This is a genomic window from Idiomarina sp., from assembly GCF_048260185.1.
GTDB lineage: Bacteria > Pseudomonadota > Gammaproteobacteria > Enterobacterales > Alteromonadaceae > Idiomarina.
The window spans coordinates 1-16,874 of the sequence record NZ_JBLXHB010000003.1 but is presented as its reverse complement, the minus strand read 5'-3'; the positions used below and the strand labels follow the sequence as shown (position 1 = coordinate 16,874).

At 48.7% G+C, this 16,874-nt stretch carries 16 protein-coding genes and 1 tRNA gene; 14 read left to right on the top strand and 3 right to left on the bottom strand.

Annotation, left to right across the window (positions count from 1 at the left end; all coding sequences use genetic code 11):
• Positions 1-3: 3 nt before the first annotated feature.
• Positions 4-1,422 (bottom strand): Si-specific NAD(P)(+) transhydrogenase, encoded by a 1,419-nt coding sequence (sthA, locus tag ACN0RF_RS07705; RefSeq protein ID WP_417438575.1) that lies wholly within the window; start codon positions 1,420-1,422, stop codon positions 4-6.
• Between the two features lie 127 nt (positions 1,423-1,549).
• On the opposite strand from sthA, the gene nudE reads away from it, so the two are divergent.
• Together nudE and cysQ are read left to right on the top strand one after the other, a co-directional pair.
• Complete coding sequence (nudE, locus tag ACN0RF_RS07700) at positions 1,550-2,107, top strand: ADP compounds hydrolase NudE (protein WP_417438574.1); 558 nt, start codon at positions 1,550-1,552, stop codon at positions 2,105-2,107.
• A gap of 11 nt (positions 2,108-2,118) precedes the next feature.
• The gene (cysQ, locus tag ACN0RF_RS07695) at positions 2,119-2,931 is read left to right on the top strand and encodes a 3'(2'),5'-bisphosphate nucleotidase CysQ (RefSeq protein WP_417438797.1); all 813 of its coding nucleotides are present in this window, start codon (positions 2,119-2,121) and stop codon (positions 2,929-2,931) included.
• On the opposite strand, the gene ACN0RF_RS07690 is transcribed toward cysQ, so the two are convergent.
• Both ACN0RF_RS07690 and ACN0RF_RS07685 read right to left on the bottom strand, forming a co-directional pair.
• Entirely contained in the window at positions 2,903-3,139 is a 237-nt protein-coding gene (locus ACN0RF_RS07690) for a YheU family protein (RefSeq protein ID WP_011233587.1), read from the bottom strand. The genes cysQ and ACN0RF_RS07690 overlap by 29 nt on opposite strands.
• The gene (locus ACN0RF_RS07685; protein WP_417438573.1) at positions 3,136-5,049 is read right to left on the bottom strand and encodes an ATP-binding cassette domain-containing protein; all 1,914 of its coding nucleotides are present in this window, start codon (positions 5,047-5,049) and stop codon (positions 3,136-3,138) included. Before ACN0RF_RS07685 ends, ACN0RF_RS07690 begins: the two co-directional genes overlap by 4 nt.
• Positions 5,050-5,130: 81 nt before the next feature.
• On the opposite strand from ACN0RF_RS07685, the gene ACN0RF_RS07680 reads away from it, so the two are divergent.
• From ACN0RF_RS07680 to ACN0RF_RS07625, 12 genes are all read left to right on the top strand, one after another.
• A complete protein-coding gene (locus ACN0RF_RS07680) occupies positions 5,131-5,334 on the top strand; it encodes a YheV family putative zinc ribbon protein (RefSeq protein WP_011233589.1) in 204 nt (67 codons plus the stop codon).
• Positions 5,335-5,354: 20 nt separating this feature from the next.
• On the top strand, positions 5,355-6,875 hold the full coding sequence (locus ACN0RF_RS07675; RefSeq protein ID WP_417438572.1) for an NAD(P)H-hydrate dehydratase: 1,521 nt from the start codon (positions 5,355-5,357) through the stop codon (positions 6,873-6,875).
• Positions 6,868-7,326 carry a tRNA (adenosine(37)-N6)-threonylcarbamoyltransferase complex ATPase subunit type 1 TsaE gene (tsaE, locus tag ACN0RF_RS07670; RefSeq protein WP_011233591.1) on the top strand — a complete coding sequence of 153 codons (459 nt, stop codon included), beginning with the start codon at positions 6,868-6,870 and terminating at the stop codon, positions 7,324-7,326. Before ACN0RF_RS07675 ends, tsaE begins: the two co-directional genes overlap by 8 nt.
• Complete coding sequence (locus ACN0RF_RS07665) at positions 7,323-8,633, top strand: N-acetylmuramoyl-L-alanine amidase (RefSeq protein ID WP_417438571.1); 1,311 nt, start codon at positions 7,323-7,325, stop codon at positions 8,631-8,633. The genes tsaE and ACN0RF_RS07665 overlap by 4 nt, the downstream gene beginning before the upstream one ends.
• Positions 8,633-10,366: a DNA mismatch repair endonuclease MutL gene (gene mutL, locus ACN0RF_RS07660; RefSeq protein ID WP_417438570.1), complete on the top strand. Its 1,734-nt coding sequence runs from the start codon at positions 8,633-8,635 to the stop codon at positions 10,364-10,366. Before ACN0RF_RS07665 ends, mutL begins: the two co-directional genes overlap by 1 nt.
• Complete coding sequence (gene miaA, locus ACN0RF_RS07655) at positions 10,359-11,309, top strand: tRNA (adenosine(37)-N6)-dimethylallyltransferase MiaA (RefSeq protein WP_417438569.1); 951 nt, start codon at positions 10,359-10,361, stop codon at positions 11,307-11,309. Before mutL ends, miaA begins: the two co-directional genes overlap by 8 nt.
• 177 nt (positions 11,310-11,486) lie before the next feature.
• On the top strand, positions 11,487-11,744 hold the full coding sequence (gene hfq / locus ACN0RF_RS07650) for an RNA chaperone Hfq (protein ID WP_011233595.1): 258 nt from the start codon (positions 11,487-11,489) through the stop codon (positions 11,742-11,744).
• A 24-nt stretch (positions 11,745-11,768) separates the two neighbouring features.
• A complete protein-coding gene (gene hflX / locus ACN0RF_RS07645; RefSeq protein WP_034818792.1) occupies positions 11,769-13,058 on the top strand; it encodes a ribosome rescue GTPase HflX in 1,290 nt (429 codons plus the stop codon).
• Positions 13,059-13,102: 44 nt separating this feature from the next.
• The gene (gene hflK, locus ACN0RF_RS07640; protein WP_417438568.1) at positions 13,103-14,257 is read left to right on the top strand and encodes an FtsH protease activity modulator HflK; all 1,155 of its coding nucleotides are present in this window, start codon (positions 13,103-13,105) and stop codon (positions 14,255-14,257) included.
• A complete protein-coding gene (gene hflC / locus ACN0RF_RS07635; RefSeq protein ID WP_417438567.1) occupies positions 14,257-15,150 on the top strand; it encodes a protease modulator HflC in 894 nt (297 codons plus the stop codon). The genes hflK and hflC overlap by 1 nt, the downstream gene beginning before the upstream one ends.
• Before the next feature lie 102 nt (positions 15,151-15,252).
• Entirely contained in the window at positions 15,253-16,551 is a 1,299-nt protein-coding gene (locus ACN0RF_RS07630) for an adenylosuccinate synthase (protein WP_417438566.1), read from the top strand.
• Between the two features lie 151 nt (positions 16,552-16,702).
• Positions 16,703-16,778: transfer RNA gene (locus ACN0RF_RS07625), tRNA-Thr, on the top strand.
• The last annotated feature ends 96 nt before the right edge of the window (positions 16,779-16,874 follow it).

Below are 16,874 nucleotides of genomic sequence, written 5' to 3'. Positions count from 1 at the left end.
TGATTATAGCAACAGGCGGTTAATACCGTTAAGAGCCGCAACACGGTAGGCTTCCGCCATGGTCGGATAGTTAAAGGTGGTGTTGACGAAGTAGTCGATGGTGTTACCACCGTTTTTCTGCTCCATAATAGCCTGACCAATGTGGATAATTTCTGAAGCTCGCTCGCCAAAACAATGAAGCCCCAGCAGCTCGCGCGTTTCCCGGTGGAATAACAACTTCAGGCAGCCCACATCGGCACCGGAGATTTGCGCCCGCGCAAGGTGCTTAAACTGCGCACGGCCAACCTCATAAGGCACTTTCATTTCAGTCAGTTCTTCTTCGGCTTTACCAACCGAGCTAATTTCCGGAATGGTGTAAATACCGGTAGGAATATCGCTGATAAGTGCTTTGTCGCAATTACCGTTAATAATAGCGGAAGCACAGATCCGCCCCTGATCGTATGCTGCGCTGGCTAAACTGGGGTAACCAATAATGTCGCCAACTGCATAAATATTATCGACACTGGTCTGGTAGTTTTCATTGACCTCCAGTTGGCCGCGATAGTTGGGTTCAAGCCCCACCGCCTGGCAGTCAAGCTGTTCAATGTTACCGGAACGGCCATTAGCAAAAAGCAGACAGTCGGCAGCCATGGTCTTACCGGACTTGGTTTTCAGCACCACTTTGTCATCATGCCCGGTAATGCTTTCGTACTCTTCATTGTGACGAATGACAACGCCACTGTTGCGCAAGTGATAACTCAACGCATCTGAAATTTCAGCGTCCAGAAAAGAAAGTAGTCGTTCACGTTGGTTTATTAAGTCCACTTTCACGCCCATACCCCGGAAAATACTGGCGTATTCGCTGCCTACCACACCTGCACCGTATATCAGAATGGTTTTGGGCTCATGAGACAAGGACAGTACTTTGTCTGAGTCGTAAATTCGCGGATGCGAAAAGTCGACGTCTTTCGGGTTGTATGGGCGCGACCCCGTAGCGATAACGACATGTTTTGTGATCAAGTCATCGACAGAGCCGTCCAGTTTAGTGACCCTAATACGGTTTTTATCCAAAAAAGACGCGGTACCGTGCACCACAGTAACGTCGTTACGGTCGTAAAACGAACTGCGTAATTTCACCTGTTTACGAATAACCGATTCTGCATAGTGCAAGATGTGACTGAAAGTCATACCGCTCTGCCAGCCAGGCCCGGAAAACAATGGATTATTATTGTATTCAATTAGACGACTGACGGAGTGTCGCAAGGCTTTGGACGGAATGGTTCCCCAATGCGTGCAACCGCCACCAAGGGCTTTATGTTTTTCTACTATGGCAACGTTGTAGCCGCTTTTGGCCAATTGCATGGCAGCGCCTTCGCCGCCGGGACCAGTACCGATGACAACGACATCGAATTCTGTTTCGGTTTCAGGCTTTATTGCAGTCATATTACTCGCTTCACTACCGGTGTACGGGCTTTAGATAGTAGCACTGTATAAGAAAAGCGTAAATTGACACTGTTTTCTGTGCGCAGAGTCGTTATAGTAAAGAGAGACAATGACTTGGAACCGTTGTATGAGTAAAGAAAAACAAGTCCCGCAAATTCTGGCCCGTCGCGTCGTAGCGCAAAGCCGCTTAATGCGTATTGAGGCCGTCGATCTTAAATTTAGCAATGGTGAGCAGCGTCAGTTTGAGCGCATGAAAGGCAGCGGTCGCGGCGCTGTTATGATTGTTCCCTGCCTGGATGAAGAAACTTTGTTACTGATTCGGGAATACGCAGCAGGCCTTCACGATTATCAATTAGGTTTCCCCAAAGGCCTGATTGACCCGGGTGAAACCCCGGAAGAAGCCGCTCAGCGCGAATTAAAAGAAGAAGTCGGTTACGGCAGCCGTCAACTTGAATTCTTAATGGAAGTGTCTCTCGCGCCTCAGTTTTTTTCTGCCAAAATGAGTGTTTTCGTAGCTCGCGACTTATACCCCGAAAGCTTGCCGGGCGACGAACCTGAGCCACTGGAAAAAGTGACCTGGCCATTAGACGATATTGACAACCTGCTGGCTCAACCCGACTTTTCTGAAGCGCGCAGTGTTGCGGCGCTTTTAATGCTTTTGCGTAATTTGAGTGAGGCACAGTAGTGGCAGAGACAATGCTGGAGAGACTGAAGGAAATAGCCTGCGAGGCAGGTGGCGTTATTTTGTCAATGTACGAGCGGCATGACTATAAAACCGCCGAGAAAAAAGACGATTCTCCAGTGACTACCGCCGATCTTGTTGCCAGCGAGCTAATAGAAGATCGACTCAAGCAGTCATTCCCTGAGATTCCGGTTATTTCTGAAGAAAGCGAACACCAGGACTATAATGAGCGCCGTCAATGGAAGGCTTATTTTATTATTGACCCGATAGATGGTACTCAGGAGTTTATTTCCCGCTCCGGGGACTTTGCGGTCAACATTGCTTACGTAGAAAACAACGAACCTGTCATTGGCGTTATTTTCTGGCCGGTCGGCGAAACGCTTTACTATGCTCGCAAAGGCGCTGGCGCCTTTAAACAAAAAGAGAACGAAAAGCAGTCCATAAGCGTGCGCAAGTTTAGTGACCCTCAGGCTGACCCTATTATTATTGCAATAAGTCGCCAACAGGCACGAGAGCCTGTGTTTAATCGTTTGCAGACAAAACGTGATATTCAGCCTTTACCAACGGGTAGCTGTTCACTAAAAGCCTGTTTTATTGCCGAGGGCAAAGCCGATTGTTTTTTACGTCTGGGACCTACCGGAGAATGGGATACCGCTGCATCGCAAGTTATTGTAGGAGAAGCTGGCGGTCGCATAGTGAATGAGAACTTTGAGCCCATTACCTACAACCGCACGGTTAGCCTGCTGAACCCTAACTTTCTGGTTTTGGGCGACCAAAGCGTTCCCTGGGAAGAAGTCTTTATTGCCCGTCAGGCTCGTTTCCGGTAACACTGTCTTTGTTGACTACATCGACACTTTCATGCAGCTCGGAGTAAACAATGACGGCTTCGCCGGACTTCAGGCGTTGCTTCAGTTGCTCCACTTTCGTTTCAAAGCTGAGCTCCTGACTGCCGTAATCGGTTCCTTCGCGCAGTACAATAGATTCCATTAAATTGTTCAGGGTTTCCTGATCAATTTCCTGCCAGGGAATGATCATTTATCCTCCGCTTGCTGCAACTCTTCTGTTAATTCTGCCAGTTCTTCTTCTGCTGTCATCCAGAGGTTTTCCTGTTGTTGCAGATCTTTTTGCGCCTGTGCCTGCTGGTCTAATAGCTTTTGCAATTTGGCTTTATTGGCTTCGTCATAGAGACTACTGTCACTTAATTTTTCGTGAATATCGGCTAGGGTCAGTTCCAGAGCATGAATATTCTTTTCTGCCTTCTCTATTTGCTGGCGTAAAGGCTTGGTTTTTTGCCGAGCTTCAGCTTCTTTGCGTTTCTGCTGCTTGCGATCGTCGCGCTGGCGAGTGGCGGGTTGCTCGCTGCGCTTGTCATTAGCGGCCTGTAGTTGTAGCCAGTCGTGATAGGCATCTAAATCGCCGTCGAAGGTTTCTGCTTTGCCGTCGGCAACCAGACAAAATTCATCTACCGTAGTACGCAGTAAATGTCTGTCGTGCGAAACCACAATTAACGCGCCTTCGTATTCCTGCAAAGCCGCAACCAGTGCGTCACGCAAGCCAAGATCCAGGTGGTTGGTTGGCTCATCCAGCAGTAACAGGTTAGGACGCTGATAAATAATGAGCGCTAATGCCAATCGGGCTTTTTCCCCACCGGACATGGGTTCGACCGACCGTGTGGCCTGATCACCGGAAAAACCAAAGTTACCTAAAAAGTCACGTAACTTTTGTTCAGTCGCTTGCTTATCTATGCGCTGCAAGTGCAACAGAGCTGAGGCTGCCAAGTCCAGAGTTTCTAGCTGATGCTGAGCAAAATAACCAATGCTGAGACCAGGGTTAACTAACCGCTCGCCAGCCATAGGTTCCAATTCCCCCGCCAGCAGTTTAATCAGCGTTGATTTACCGGCGCCGTTTCGGCCAAGCAAGCCTAACCGGGTTCCTGGCACCAAATTTAGCTTAATCTGCTCAAGAATGGTGGTGTCACCATAGCCCGCTTTGGCGTCGCGCAGCGTTAGCAGCGGATTCGGCAGTTTCTCTGGTGTTAAAAAGTGAAAGTCGATACCACTTTCGGCGCGCAGTGGCGCCTGGTTAGGCAGCTTCTCAATAGCTTTTAAACGGCTCTGTGCTTGTTTGGCTTTGCTCGCTTTATAGCGAAAACGGTCAACGTAAGCCTGTAAGTGCTGACGCATAACCTGAGCTTTTTCGTACTCACTTTGTTGCTGAGCCATGTGTTCTGCGCGCTGTCGTTCGAACTGCGAGTAGTTACCGCGGTAGCTGTTGAGTTTTTTATGCTCAATGTGCGTAATGTCGGTAGTGACCGAGTCGAGAAAGTCACGGTCGTGCGATATCAATAGCAGGGTTCCGTCGTACTGCTTCAGCCAGCTTTCCAGCCAGAAAATGGCGTCCACGTCCAGATGGTTAGTGGGCTCATCCAGCAGCATTAAGTCGGCTCGGGCTATGAGTACTTGTGCCAAATTCAGGCGCATACGCCAACCACCGGAAAAGGCTTTTACCGGCTGTTGCAGTTGTTCCTGGGTAAAACCAAGGCCAGCCATTAAACTGGCGGTTCTGGGCTGAATATCATAAGCCCCGATGGAAGCCAGCTTGTCGTGACAGTGCGCAATAGCTTCGCCGTTGTTATCGCTCTCGGCTTGCGCGAGTTGTGCTTCCAGTTGGCGAAACTCGGTGTCACCGTCCATTACGTAGTCGATAGCAGACTTATCCAGTGCCGGAGTGTCCTGCGCTACGCTGGCAATGCGCCAGTCTGCCGGCAGGTGAATATTACCGCTGTCGGAACTCAGTTCACCACGTAACAGGGCAAATAACGACGATTTGCCACAGCCATTGCGACCGACTAAGCCAACGCGATGTCCCGGGAATACTTGTAAGTCACTGTCTTCAAATAAAACATCACCGCCACGCAATAAGGTGATAGCTTCAGCACGGATCATAAACTACTCTTCATTTTGTACAGCTGTTCAGCTGCGGTATCATAGACGTGTTCTGCTCACAATTCTAACACAGGAGCTGTTGTGGCTAGAGAAAAGAAGCGATTTATTGCCGGGGCTGTTTGCCCCAAATGCGATGCCATGGACACACTCATGCTCTTCATCGAAAACGATACCGAACAAGTTGAGTGCGTGCAATGTAAGCACCGGTTTAGTGAACCTAAAGAGCAGGGTGGTGGTAGCCAGCGTCAGTTTGATCAGGTCATTGGGGTGTTTAAGCCAGACTAAACAAATTGTAGGGAACCATTATGACAGACACCGGCGGCAACCGTTTTAGCAATTGTCTTTATCGCGTTGAGCAAGTACAGCAGGGCGAACAAAAAGCCGCTGAAGCCTGTTCAATGAACATGACGCAACTGATGTCGGCGGCCGGGAAAGCAGTTTTTTCTCAGCTGCAGTCGTACTTTCCGGCACCGGCACGCATTGCGGTCTGTTGTGGTGAAGGCAATAACGGTGGTGATGGCTATATTGTCGCCCGGCTGGCTCAGAAGGCCGGCTATCAGGTGCAAGTTTTTGCGCTCAAACCCAATGTTGAATTGCCGGAACCAATGGAGTCTGACGCGCACAAAACCCGCGCTGCGTGGCGTGAACAAGGTGGTAGTGAAAAGCCCTTATTGGATTGCTCGCCCGAGCAGTTTGATGTGCTGGTTGATGCCTTATTCGGTGTGGGTTTGAATCGTGCGCTTGAGGGTGACCCGGTAAGCTGGGTTCAACGAGTGAATGGCAGCACGACGCCGGTGGTTTCAGTGGACGTGCCGTCGGGGTTAAATGCTGATACAGGTCATGTGCCCGGTGCTGCGGTTCGCGCTCATCTTACCGTCTGTCTGGTGGCGTTAAAGCGTGGCTTGCTGACCGGGAAGGCTCAAGAGCATACCGGCGAGTTAAAACTTGAAGATTTAGGTATTGGCAGCGCGTTTAAACAGCATAACGAACCCGACTGGTTCAGAGTCAACGCCGGCCGGGTTGGTGGCTGGCTGGCGCCGCGTTCACGCTGCACTCACAAAGGTGAACAGGGGCATGTGCTAATTGTCGGTGGCCAGCCGGGTATGTCCGGAGCTGTCATACTGGCAATGCAGTCGGCGCTGCGTGCGGGAGCGGGCAAAGTGTCAGTGGCGTGTCATCCGCAGGTGCAGGCAATTGTTGCGGCAGCGCAGCCTGAAGCAATGGTACATGGCATAAAAGAAACCGATTCTCTTGAGCCGCTGCTGCGAGAAGCTTCTGCTGTTGCTTTGGGGCCCGGACTGGGACAAGGCTCCTGGAGTCAGGAGATTTTTTCGCAAGTGATGGAAACCGATGTGCTGAAAGTTATTGATGCCGATGGTTTAAACTTATTAGCGAGTAACCCCGTGCGTTCGCCCAAATTATTACTAACTCCGCACCCCGGTGAAGCTGCACGGTTACTGCAAATGACGACCGACGAAATAGCGTCGGATCGTTTTGCTGCGGCAACAAAACTGCGCGAAAAATACGGTGCGCAGGTATTACTGAAAGGTGCAGGGTCTTTGCTGGTAACCGACAGAGGAAGGTGTTTGATAGACCGCGGTTCTCCGGCAATGGCTTCCGGTGGTATGGGCGACTTGTTAACCGGACTAATCGTGGGCTTATTAGCGCAAAGAATGGCTCCGGCACAAGCGCTTATTGCAGGTAGCCTATGGCATGCTATAGCGGGCGAAGAGGCAGGAAAAGATGGTGAGAGGGGAACCTTAGCTTCGGATCTGTTGCCTCATATACGACAGTTGGTGAATGGATATGGAAGGGACGATGGCTGAGGTACACCAATGTGAACTGGCTAACGAAGAGGAAACGTTAGCACTTGCTAAGAAATTTTCACAAGTTTTACAGGCCCCTTTAGTGGTTTATCTGGAAGGTGAGTTAGGTGCTGGTAAAACGGCATTTTGTCGCGGTGTTATTCAGGCTATGGGGCATTCAGGGGCAGTGAAAAGCCCGACCTATACTCTTGTCGAGCCCTACCAGTTGCAAGGCTGGCGTATTCATCATTTCGATTTATACCGACTGGCCGACCCGGAAGAGCTCGAATATATGGGAATTCGTGATTATTTTTCTGAAGATACGTTAAACTTTATAGAGTGGCCCGATAAAGGCTATGGTTGGCTTCCCGGTGCGGACATTGAGATAAGAATCGAGTATGCTGGCACGGGTCGTAAACTAACTTTCAGTGCGCTAACTGAAGCCGGACAAAAAATAATTAAAACATTATGATGAAGCGATTTTGGGTGTTTTTGTTTGCCTGTGCTCCTTTGTGGGCCTGGGCCGACAACAGTGTAGACAGTGTGCGTGTATGGCCATCTCCGGATAAAACGCGGGTGGTTTTCGACTTGTCGGACACTCCCGACTATTCTTACTTTACTTTGTATCAGCAAAAGCCCTACCGGCTGGTTATTGATTTTAACAACACCTCGTTAAAAGCCGGCCTGGAGAATTTGGGCGAAGAATCGCTGCTGGTCGATAAAATTCGTACAAGTTCGCCTAAAAATGCCAACAGTACCCGTATTGTCATTGAACTGGACTCCAAAAGCGATGCGAACTTGTTTACCCTGCCGGCTAACGAGTCATATAAAGATCGTCTGGTGATTGATCTACCCGGTAAGTCAAAAGAGCGCAGCGGACCGGCAAAATCGGTTTCAGAGCTGAAAGACAGGCGTGTAACGATAGCAATTGATGCCGGGCATGGTGGTGATGACCCAGGTTCTATTGGTCCGCGCGGAACCTATGAAAAACACGTTGTCATTCGTATAGCTACTGCTCTGGCTAAGTTAATTAACGACGATCCGGGTATGCAGGCGTATTTGATTCGCACCGGTGACTACTATGTTGGGCTTAATGAGCGACCGCAAAAAGCCTGGGATGCCAAAGCCGATTTTTTTGTTTCGATTCACGCGGATGCATTCCGGACACCACAACCCAGCGGTGGCTCAGTCTGGGTTTTATCGAAGCGCCGGGCAGACTCTGAAGTGGGTCGCTGGCTCGAGAATCGTGAGCAGCAATCGGAGTTGCTTGGCGGAGTTACCGATATTCTGAGTAAAAACGGCCACGAGCCCTACTTGGCAGAAACCTTGCTGGACATGTCAATGGACAGTTCCATCGCAGGTGCTTACACGGCGGCAAAACATATTATCGATGAAATGTCGACGGTAACCAAAATGCATAAGAAGACCCCTCAGGCGGCGAGTTTAGCGGTGTTAAAGTCACCGGATAAACCCTCTTTGTTGGTGGAAACCGGCTTTATTTCAAACCCAAGGGAAGAGCAACTGTTAACCAGTAATGCTCATCAGCAAAAGCTGGCGCGGGCTCTTTATAATGGTATTCGTCGTTATTTTGTCAGTAACCCAATAGACAACACTTACCTGGCAAACCAGAGCAGCTTTAGCTATACGGTGAAATCTGGCGATTCTTTGTCGGTGCTGGCTCAGCGATATAACACCACAGTGAAAGCTATAAAATCTGAAAATAAACTGACCAGTAACAGTCTGAAAATTGGTCAGAAACTGACAATCCCGAGTCGCTGATGGCCATTCAACAATTACCGATAGAGCTCGCTAACCAAATTGCTGCGGGTGAAGTGGTCGAGCGCCCTTCGTCGGTGGTGAAAGAGCTGGTCGAGAACGCATTAGACGCCGGAGCTACGCAATTAATTCTGGATATTGAGCAGGGCGGTAGTAAGCGTATCCGAATTCGCGATAACGGCGGTGGTATTGTTAAGCAGGAGCTGACACTGGCACTGAGTCGTCATGCCACTAGTAAAATTCAGAGCCTGGAAGATTTAGAGCATATTGGCAGTCTGGGATTTCGGGGCGAAGCCCTGGCCAGTATCAGTTCGGTGTCGCGGTTGCGCTTAATATCCAAGCCTCCAGAGCAGGAAGAGGCCTGGCAGGCGTGGGCTGAGGGTCGGGATATGCAAGTGACTGTTGAGCCAGCTGCACATCCGGACGGCACAACCGTCGATATACAGGATCTCTTCTTTAACACGCCAGCCCGGCGCAAGTTTTTACGCACAGAAAAAACTGAATTCAGCCACATAGATGAAGTTATAAAACGGATTGCGCTTAGCCGTTTTGACGTTGGATTCCAGCTTAATCACAACGGCAAATCGGTAAGAGCGTTTCCTCCTGCACAGACTGAAAAACAGCGGCTACAACGGTTGGCAAAAATTTGCGGCGGTGGATTTGCCGAGCAGGCTTCAGCAATTGACGCAGTTGATGGTGATTTCCATCTAAGCGGCTGGCTAGTCCCGCCGGAGCATTGTCGGCATCAGGGGGATATTCAACACTTTTTTGTCAACGGCCGAATGATGCGCGATAAATTGTTGTCGCATGCGGTACGTCAGGCCTATGAAAGATATTTGCCGAATGAGCGCATTCCGACGTTTGTGCTCTATTTTGACCTTCCCGCAGACGAAGTCGATGTGAATGTGCATCCGGCAAAGCATGAAGTCCGTTTTCACCGCCAGCGACAAGTACATGACTTTATTCTGACCCGTATTGAACAGGCTTTAAACCAGTTGGTTAGCACGGAAAACGAACAACCTGCGATGAGTCATCAGCATTCTTACAGCTCGCAAGGGCGCTCATCAGGAGCCGCGCCGGACTCCCCCCGAGGGGCGTCAGGTGCGAGTTTTCTGGGCGAAAGAAAAGCATCGGGGTCATTGTTGCCAAACGCCGCCAGGGTTCGTCATAGTAGTGGAGGCTCGCAGCTAAATACCGAGCCAGAGGCAGAGTTTAAAGCGGAACAAAACTGGCGTGTGTTGTCGGTATTTAATGGTTTTTATGCTCTTATTCGCAATGAGCACAGTCTGGCCTGGCTGAATTTGGCTAAAGTTCACACTGAATGTGTTAGCAGAAAACTTACTCAGCAATTGCAGGACGGACTTAACGGACAGCCGTTGCTGGTTCCTGTGGCAATCAGTTTGGCAAATTTACCGGGGCCTGCAAGCCAGTGGCCGCAGCAGCAATTAAACCAGTGCGGTGTGGTATATAAAATTCAGCGTGAGCAGGCAATTATTGAACAAATGCCGGAAATGTTACGTCAGGGCAATGTGGTGAGCGGTTTTACCGAGTTATTAACATTACTGACCGAAGACGCAGAGCCTGAACAACTGGCTCGATGGCTGGCACAGTTTGCTGGTCTTGAGTCGTACAGCCTGACTCAGGCGGAGCACTGGCTTATTCAGTGGCGTTCGCAACTGGCTGAAAGCACCGGAGCGTTGCAAAAATTGCCGTTACCCGGAGAGAATAATGCATAGTAAGGACGCCGTCATTGCGATTTATGGACCTACAGCTTCAGGGAAAACTGCATTGTCGCTGGCGCTTTGTGAGCAACTGGACTGTGAGATTATTTCTGTCGATTCTGCGTTAATTTACCGGGGAATGGATATTGGTAGCGCGAAACCCAGCGTCGAAGAGCAAAACTTAGTTCCTCATCATTTGCTGGATATTCGCGACCCGGCCGAAACCTATTCGGCGGCTGATTTCCAAAAAGATGCTCTGGCTTTAATTGATGATATTCAGCAACGTGGCAAGGTACCTTTGTTGGTTGGCGGCACCATGTTGTATTTTAAGGCGCTGCTGGAAGGGCTTTCCCATTTGCCCGAGTCCGATACCAGCGTGCGTGAGAAACTGGCCGCTGAACTGCATGAGAAAGGTTTAACCGAATTGCACAGTCGGCTGCAAAAGGTTGATCCCATAAGCGCAAAACGTATTCACCCTAACGATCCTCAGAGAATTCTGCGAGCTTTGGAGGTTTATGAAATTGCGGGCAAACCCCTGACGGAACTCACCAGAGATCGTCATGGTCAGTTAGCTAAACCCATTTATCAGTTTGCGGTGGCGCCAGTTGAACGGCAAATTTTACATCAGCGTATAGAACAGCGTTTCGACCAAATGCTGGCGCAACCTTTTAAAGAAGAAGTTGAAACCTTGTTTGCCAGACCCGATTTGCATCCGGATCTTCCGTCTATACGCAGTGTTGGCTATCGCCAAATGTGGCAACACCTCGCCGGAGAGCTAAGCTACGATGAAATGCGGGAGCGCGGGATTATTGCGACCCGACAGCTGGCGAAAAGACAAATGACGTGGTTGCGGGGCTGGCCGGGAGTGCACTGGCTGGAAACTGGCGACCTCAATATGCAGGCGAAAGTCATGACAGCAATGCAGCAGCCCGCAAAGATTTTTAATACTAAGGATTGAAATTAGACGACCAAGGCCGCAGATCCAATTCTGAACTAAATGAGTAATTCTTAACGTTTTTCTTATTGCAAAAATTCTTTACTGGTCTAGTGTGTCTTTACAGGGAACTGCAAATTGGCAGTGCTGTAGCTTACTATTTACACATTGGATATTAATAACGATAAAAAGGAATCCAAGATGGCTAAGGGGCAAACTTTACAAGACCCATTCTTAAATGCGTTACGTCGTGAGCGCATACCAGTATCTATTTACTTAGTTAATGGCATTAAACTGCAGGGACAAATTGAGTCTTTTGATCAATTCGTTGTCTTATTAAAGAATACGGTTAGCCAAATGGTATATAAGCATGCAATTTCAACAGTTGTACCTGCGCGTATTCCTCAAAATTATTTGCCGCAACAAGCTGGCGAAGATATGGCTGAAATAGAAGATTAATGGTGAAAGAGAGGTCTGAACAACTTGTTCGATAGGTATGAAGGTGGCGACTACGCAATATTGGTTCATGTGGATTTACCCGCAGAAGTTGACCGAGAAGATCTCTCCGAATTACAACTTTTAGCTGATTCTTCGGGCGTGAAAACTATGGGAGTGATGACCACAAGTCGTAACTCCCCAACCCCCAGATACTTTGTTGGTAGCGGTAAGGCAGAAGAAATTGCCGAGCAGGTAAAACTGCTGGACGCTAACATTGTTATCTTTAATCACGCGTTATCACCAACGCAAGAGCGAAACCTGGAAGCCATTTGCAAGTGTCGGGTGTTAGACCGTACGGGTCTTATTCTCGACATTTTTGCGCAGCGGGCACGGACCCACGAAGGTAAGTTGCAGGTTGAATTAGCACAGCTGCGTCATATATCGACACGACTGGTGCGAGGCTGGACTCACCTTGAGAGACAAAAAGGTGGTATAGGTTTACGCGGGCCGGGGGAAACCCAGCTCGAGACCGATAGACGTTTAATTCGCGGTCGTATTAAAAATATCTTAAAGCGCTTGGAAAAAGTCCAGAAGCAGCGGGAGCAGGGGCGTCGGGCTCGTAAAAAAGCGGACATTCCCACGGTATCCCTGGTGGGTTATACCAACGCCGGTAAGTCGACGTTGTTTAATCGCCTGACGGAAGCTGGCGTTTACGCGGCTGATCAGCTATTCGCAACGCTTGACCCAACCCTTAGAAAGCTTGCCGTAGAAGATATTGGTGAAGTGATTCTGGCCGATACCGTTGGTTTTATTCGTCACTTACCTCATGACCTGGTTGCAGCGTTTAAGGCAACGCTTCAGGAGACTCAGGAAGCCGACTTATTGTTACATGTGGTTGATGTCAGCGACGAACAGCAGCAAAATAATATTGATCAGGTTGCTGAGGTTTTGGAAGAAATTGATGCTGGCGATGTACCACAGTTAATTATTTGTAATAAAATAGATCAAGTAGAGGGGGCAGAGCCCCGAATTGATTACGATGACAACCAAAGGCCAATAAGGGTCTGGGTTTCAGCGCAGCAAGATCTTGGCATTGAGGAAGTACTGGAGGCTTTACGGCAGATACTTGGCCCGCAGATGGTCGAATTGACTCTGAAAATCCCCCACTCAATGGGTAAATTACGTGGTACATTATACCGTTGGAATAGCGTGACATCGGAAGATGTTAACGAAAATGGTGAACTTGCATTGCAAGTGCGCATGTCATCGGTAGACTGGCAGCGTTTACACAAGGCCTATGGCGATCAACTGGACGACTTAGTCGTGCAGCAATAGAATTTTTTATAGCAACAGTTTTCTTAAAAAACTTGGAGCACTCAATGGCTTGGAATCAACCGGGGAACGGGAATAACAACGACCGTGACCCATGGAAAAATCAAGGTGGCCGGGATCAGGGGCCGCCTGATCTCGACGAAGCAGTTCGCAAACTGTTTTCCAAATTCGGTTTTGGTGGAAAGAAAGGCGGTGGTTCGGGGGGCAGTTCCGGCATCCCCAGTAAGGGCATCGGCATTATCGCAATTATTGCGTTAATCGTTTGGTTTATCGCAGGTTTTTACACAGTAAAAGAAGCCGATCGTGGCGTTGTACTGCGTTTCGGTCAGTTCCACTCACTGGTTGAGTCGGGACTTCATTGGCGTCCGGTATTTATTGACTCGGTAGAACATGTCGACGTTAACAACATCCGCTCGGACAAAACCGACGGCTACATGCTGACTCAGGATGAAAACGTGGTTCGGGTTGAACTGGATGTCCAGTATCGCGTTGTTGATCCGCGTTCGTACTTATTCAATGTACAAAACGCTGATGGTGTACTTTCGCGTGCCACAGACAGTGCATTACGCTATGTCGTTGGTCACACAACCATGGATGAAGTTTTGACTCGTGGCCGTGAAGAAGTCAGAGCTAATACTCTGGATATGCTCGAACAAACCATGAACCCTTATACAGTTGGGTTGCAGGTCGTTGATATTAACTTGCTGCCAGCGCGTCCGCCGGAAGCGGTTAAAGATGCTTTCGATGACGCTATTTCGGCACAGGAAGATGAAGAACGATTCATTCGTGAAGCGGAAGCTTATGCCCGCGAAGTAGAACCGCTGGCACGAGGCCAGGTACGCCGTATGTTGCAGGAAGCGCAAGCTTATCGTGAGCAAATTATTTTGGAAGCTCAGGGTGAAGTCGCTCGCTTTGAAGAGCTGCTGCCTCAATATCAAAACGCACCTGAAGTCACACGTCAGCGTATCTATCTTGATACTCTGCAGGAGCTTTATGCGAAAACGCCTAAAGTACTGGTCGACGTCGAAGGTGGTAACAATATGATGTACTTGCCACTTGAAAAACTTCTTCAGAAGCAAGGTCGCAGTACAGATACATTCTCTCCGGCGCGTGTTCCTGAAAACGTTTCAGGCAACTCCACAAGCAGTGGGACAGAGACACAAAATACGCGCAGCAGTAACCGTAGCGGAGGTCGAAACTAATGAAAAACCTAATCGCAATTATTGTTGTGGTCTTGGTCGTTCTGGGTCTTTCCTCCGTTTATGTGGTTAAGGAAGGCGAACGCGCTATCTTAATCCAGTTCGGTAAGGTGGAGCGCAACGCAGAAACCGGTGAAGCTATGGTTTTCGAACCAGGCTTACACTTTAAAATTCCTTTTATTGAACAAGTGAAAAGACTGGATGCACGTCTGCAAACACTAGACGGTGATCCCGACCGCTTTGTCACCAGTGAGAAAAAAGATTTGATTGTTGATACCTATGTAATGTGGCGTATTAACGACTTTTCTACTTTCTACCTGAGTACTAATGGCGGTAACTACCTGCAGGCTGAAGCTCTGCTAACTCGTCGTATTAACAGTGGTCTGCGTAGCGAATTTGGTAACCGGACTATTTCTGACATTGTTTCTGGTGAACGTGATGAGTTGATGCGTGAAGCATTAATTCGCGGCGCCGAAAGTGCTTCCGATTTAGGTGTTGAAGTGCTGGACGTTCGCGTTATGCAAATTAACTTGCCAACAGAAGTTAGTCAGTCGATTTACCAGCGTATGCGTGCAGAGCGCCAGGCTGTAGCAACAGAACACCGCTCTGAAGGTCGCGAACAGGCTGAGTTTATTCGTGCCGATGTTGACGCGCGTGTAACGGTAATGCTTGCTGATGCAAAACGTCAGTCACGTGAATTACGTGGTGAAGGTGATGCTCAGGCAGCGAAAATCTATGCTGATGCTTATCAGAAAGATGCAGAGTTCTTTGCATTTATTCGCAGCATGGAAGCTTATGGCAGTTCCTTCGGTTCTGGCAATGATATGTTAGTGCTTGATGCGAACAGTGACTTTTTCCGTTATTTACAAAATATGATGGGAAAAATCGAAGAGTAATCATGACCGAGCGTCTGATGTGACCATCAGGCGCTCACCTCCGATGTACAAACCCTCCGATTAAAGGTAAGATCGCTCCGATTTTTTTTACGCGGGGCAATCATGAGTCAGAACGTTGTAATTCTAGGCACCCAATGGGGTGACGAAGGCAAAGGTAAAATTGTTGACCTGTTAACCGATAAAGCCACTATGGTTGTGCGGTATCAGGGCGGACATAATGCTGGGCACACATTGGTTATTGACGGTGAAAAAACCGTTCTGCATTTAATTCCTTCAGGTATTTTGCGCAAAAATGTTCAATGCGTTATTGGCAACGGTGTGGTTTTGTCACCCGAAGCACTGATGGAAGAAATGGCAATGCTGGAAGCTCGAAATGTTCCAGTGACTGATCGTTTGCGTATCAGTAAAGCTTGTCCATTAATCCTGCCATTCCATATAGCTCTTGACCAGGCACGTGAGCGTGCGCGCGGTAGCGAGGCTATTGGTACAACGGGGCGTGGTATTGGTCCTGCGTATGAAGACAAAGTTGCCCGTCGTGGTCTGCGTGTTGGTGACTTATTTGATATGAAACGCTTTGGTGAGAAGCTGAAAGAGTTGGTGGATTATCACAACTTCTCTTTAGTTGAATACTACAAAGCTGATGCAATTGATTTCGATACCGTACTGAAGCAATGTGAAGAGTTCGCGGAAGTATTAAAGCCTATGGTGATTGATGTACCGGCTTTACTTGATAAAGCGCGTAAAAACGGTGAGTCAATCATGTTTGAAGGTGCGCAGGGTACCTTGCTGGATATCGACCACGGTACATACCCTTATGTGACCTCTTCCAATACAACGGCTGGCGGTGTCGCAACCGGAGCTGGCTTTGGTCCTCGTTATATTGATTACGTGTTAGGTATTGTCAAAGCCTATACCACTCGCGTAGGTAGTGGCCCGTTCCCGACTGAACTTGATTGCGAAGTGGGCCAGCATTTAGGTGAAAAAGGCCATGAGTTTGGTGCAACAACGGGTCGTAAACGCCGTACCGGCTGGATAGATGCGGTGGCAATGCGGCGCGCTGTACAAATCAACTCTATCAGTGGCTTTTGCTTAACTAAGTTAGATGTATTAGACGGCCTTGAAGAATTAAAGATTTGTATTGGTTATCAGCTCTCCGACGGCAGTGTTACAGAGCATCCTCCGTTGTCTGCAGAAGACTATGAAGTGGTAGAGCCTATTTACGAAACAATGCCTGGCTGGCAGCAAAGCACTGTTGGCATAACCGAGCATAAAGAGTTACCGCCGGAAGCTTTAGCTTATATCGCTCGTATCGAGGCGTTAACCGGTGTACCGGTAGATATCATCTCAACCGGCCCTGATCGTAAAGAAACCATTGTTTTACGTCACCCGTTTGGGCAGTAAGAAAAAGTAGTGTATGTTACTAAAAGACGGTCAGTTTTTATTCGAAGTAGATAAAAACTGACCAGTCGGAACAAAAAACTTAAAAAAATTACGCGCACCTATTGCACTATCAAATCTAGTACCATAGAATGCGCTCCACCTAATCGGTGGTGCCGGCATAGCTCAGTTGGTAGAGCAACTGACTTGTAATCAGTAGGTCCCGAGTTCGACTCTTGGTGCCGGCACCAATTTAAATTGCAAGACACGGGAGGGGTTCCCGAGTGGCCAAAGGGATCAGACTGTAAATCTGACGGCTCAGCCTTCGCAGGTTCGAATCCTGCCCC

Excerpts from the sequence above, each read along its gene's own strand:
- sthA (WP_417438575.1), bottom strand. The coding sequence starts at position 1,422 with ATGACTGCAATAAAGCCTGAAACCGAAACAGAATTCGATGTCGTTGTC.
- nudE (WP_417438574.1), top strand. The coding sequence starts at position 1,550 with ATGAGTAAAGAAAAACAAGTCCCGCAAATTCTGGCCCGTCGCGTCGTA.
- cysQ (WP_417438797.1), top strand. The coding sequence starts at position 2,119 with ATGCTGGAGAGACTGAAGGAAATAGCCTGCGAGGCAGGTGGCGTTATT.
- ACN0RF_RS07690 (WP_011233587.1), bottom strand. The coding sequence starts at position 3,139 with ATGATCATTCCCTGGCAGGAAATTGATCAGGAAACCCTGAACAATTTA.
- ACN0RF_RS07685 (WP_417438573.1), bottom strand. The coding sequence starts at position 5,049 with ATGATCCGTGCTGAAGCTATCACCTTATTGCGTGGCGGTGATGTTTTA.
- ACN0RF_RS07675 (WP_417438572.1), top strand. The coding sequence starts at position 5,355 with ATGACAGACACCGGCGGCAACCGTTTTAGCAATTGTCTTTATCGCGTT.
- tsaE (WP_011233591.1), top strand. The coding sequence starts at position 6,868 with ATGGCTGAGGTACACCAATGTGAACTGGCTAACGAAGAGGAAACGTTA.
- ACN0RF_RS07665 (WP_417438571.1), top strand. The coding sequence starts at position 7,323 with ATGATGAAGCGATTTTGGGTGTTTTTGTTTGCCTGTGCTCCTTTGTGG.
- mutL (WP_417438570.1), top strand. The coding sequence starts at position 8,633 with ATGGCCATTCAACAATTACCGATAGAGCTCGCTAACCAAATTGCTGCG.
- miaA (WP_417438569.1), top strand. The coding sequence starts at position 10,359 with ATGCATAGTAAGGACGCCGTCATTGCGATTTATGGACCTACAGCTTCA.
- hfq (WP_011233595.1), top strand. The coding sequence starts at position 11,487 with ATGGCTAAGGGGCAAACTTTACAAGACCCATTCTTAAATGCGTTACGT.
- hflK (WP_417438568.1), top strand. The coding sequence starts at position 13,103 with ATGGCTTGGAATCAACCGGGGAACGGGAATAACAACGACCGTGACCCA.
- hflC (WP_417438567.1), top strand. The coding sequence starts at position 14,257 with ATGAAAAACCTAATCGCAATTATTGTTGTGGTCTTGGTCGTTCTGGGT.
- ACN0RF_RS07630 (WP_417438566.1), top strand. The coding sequence starts at position 15,253 with ATGAGTCAGAACGTTGTAATTCTAGGCACCCAATGGGGTGACGAAGGC.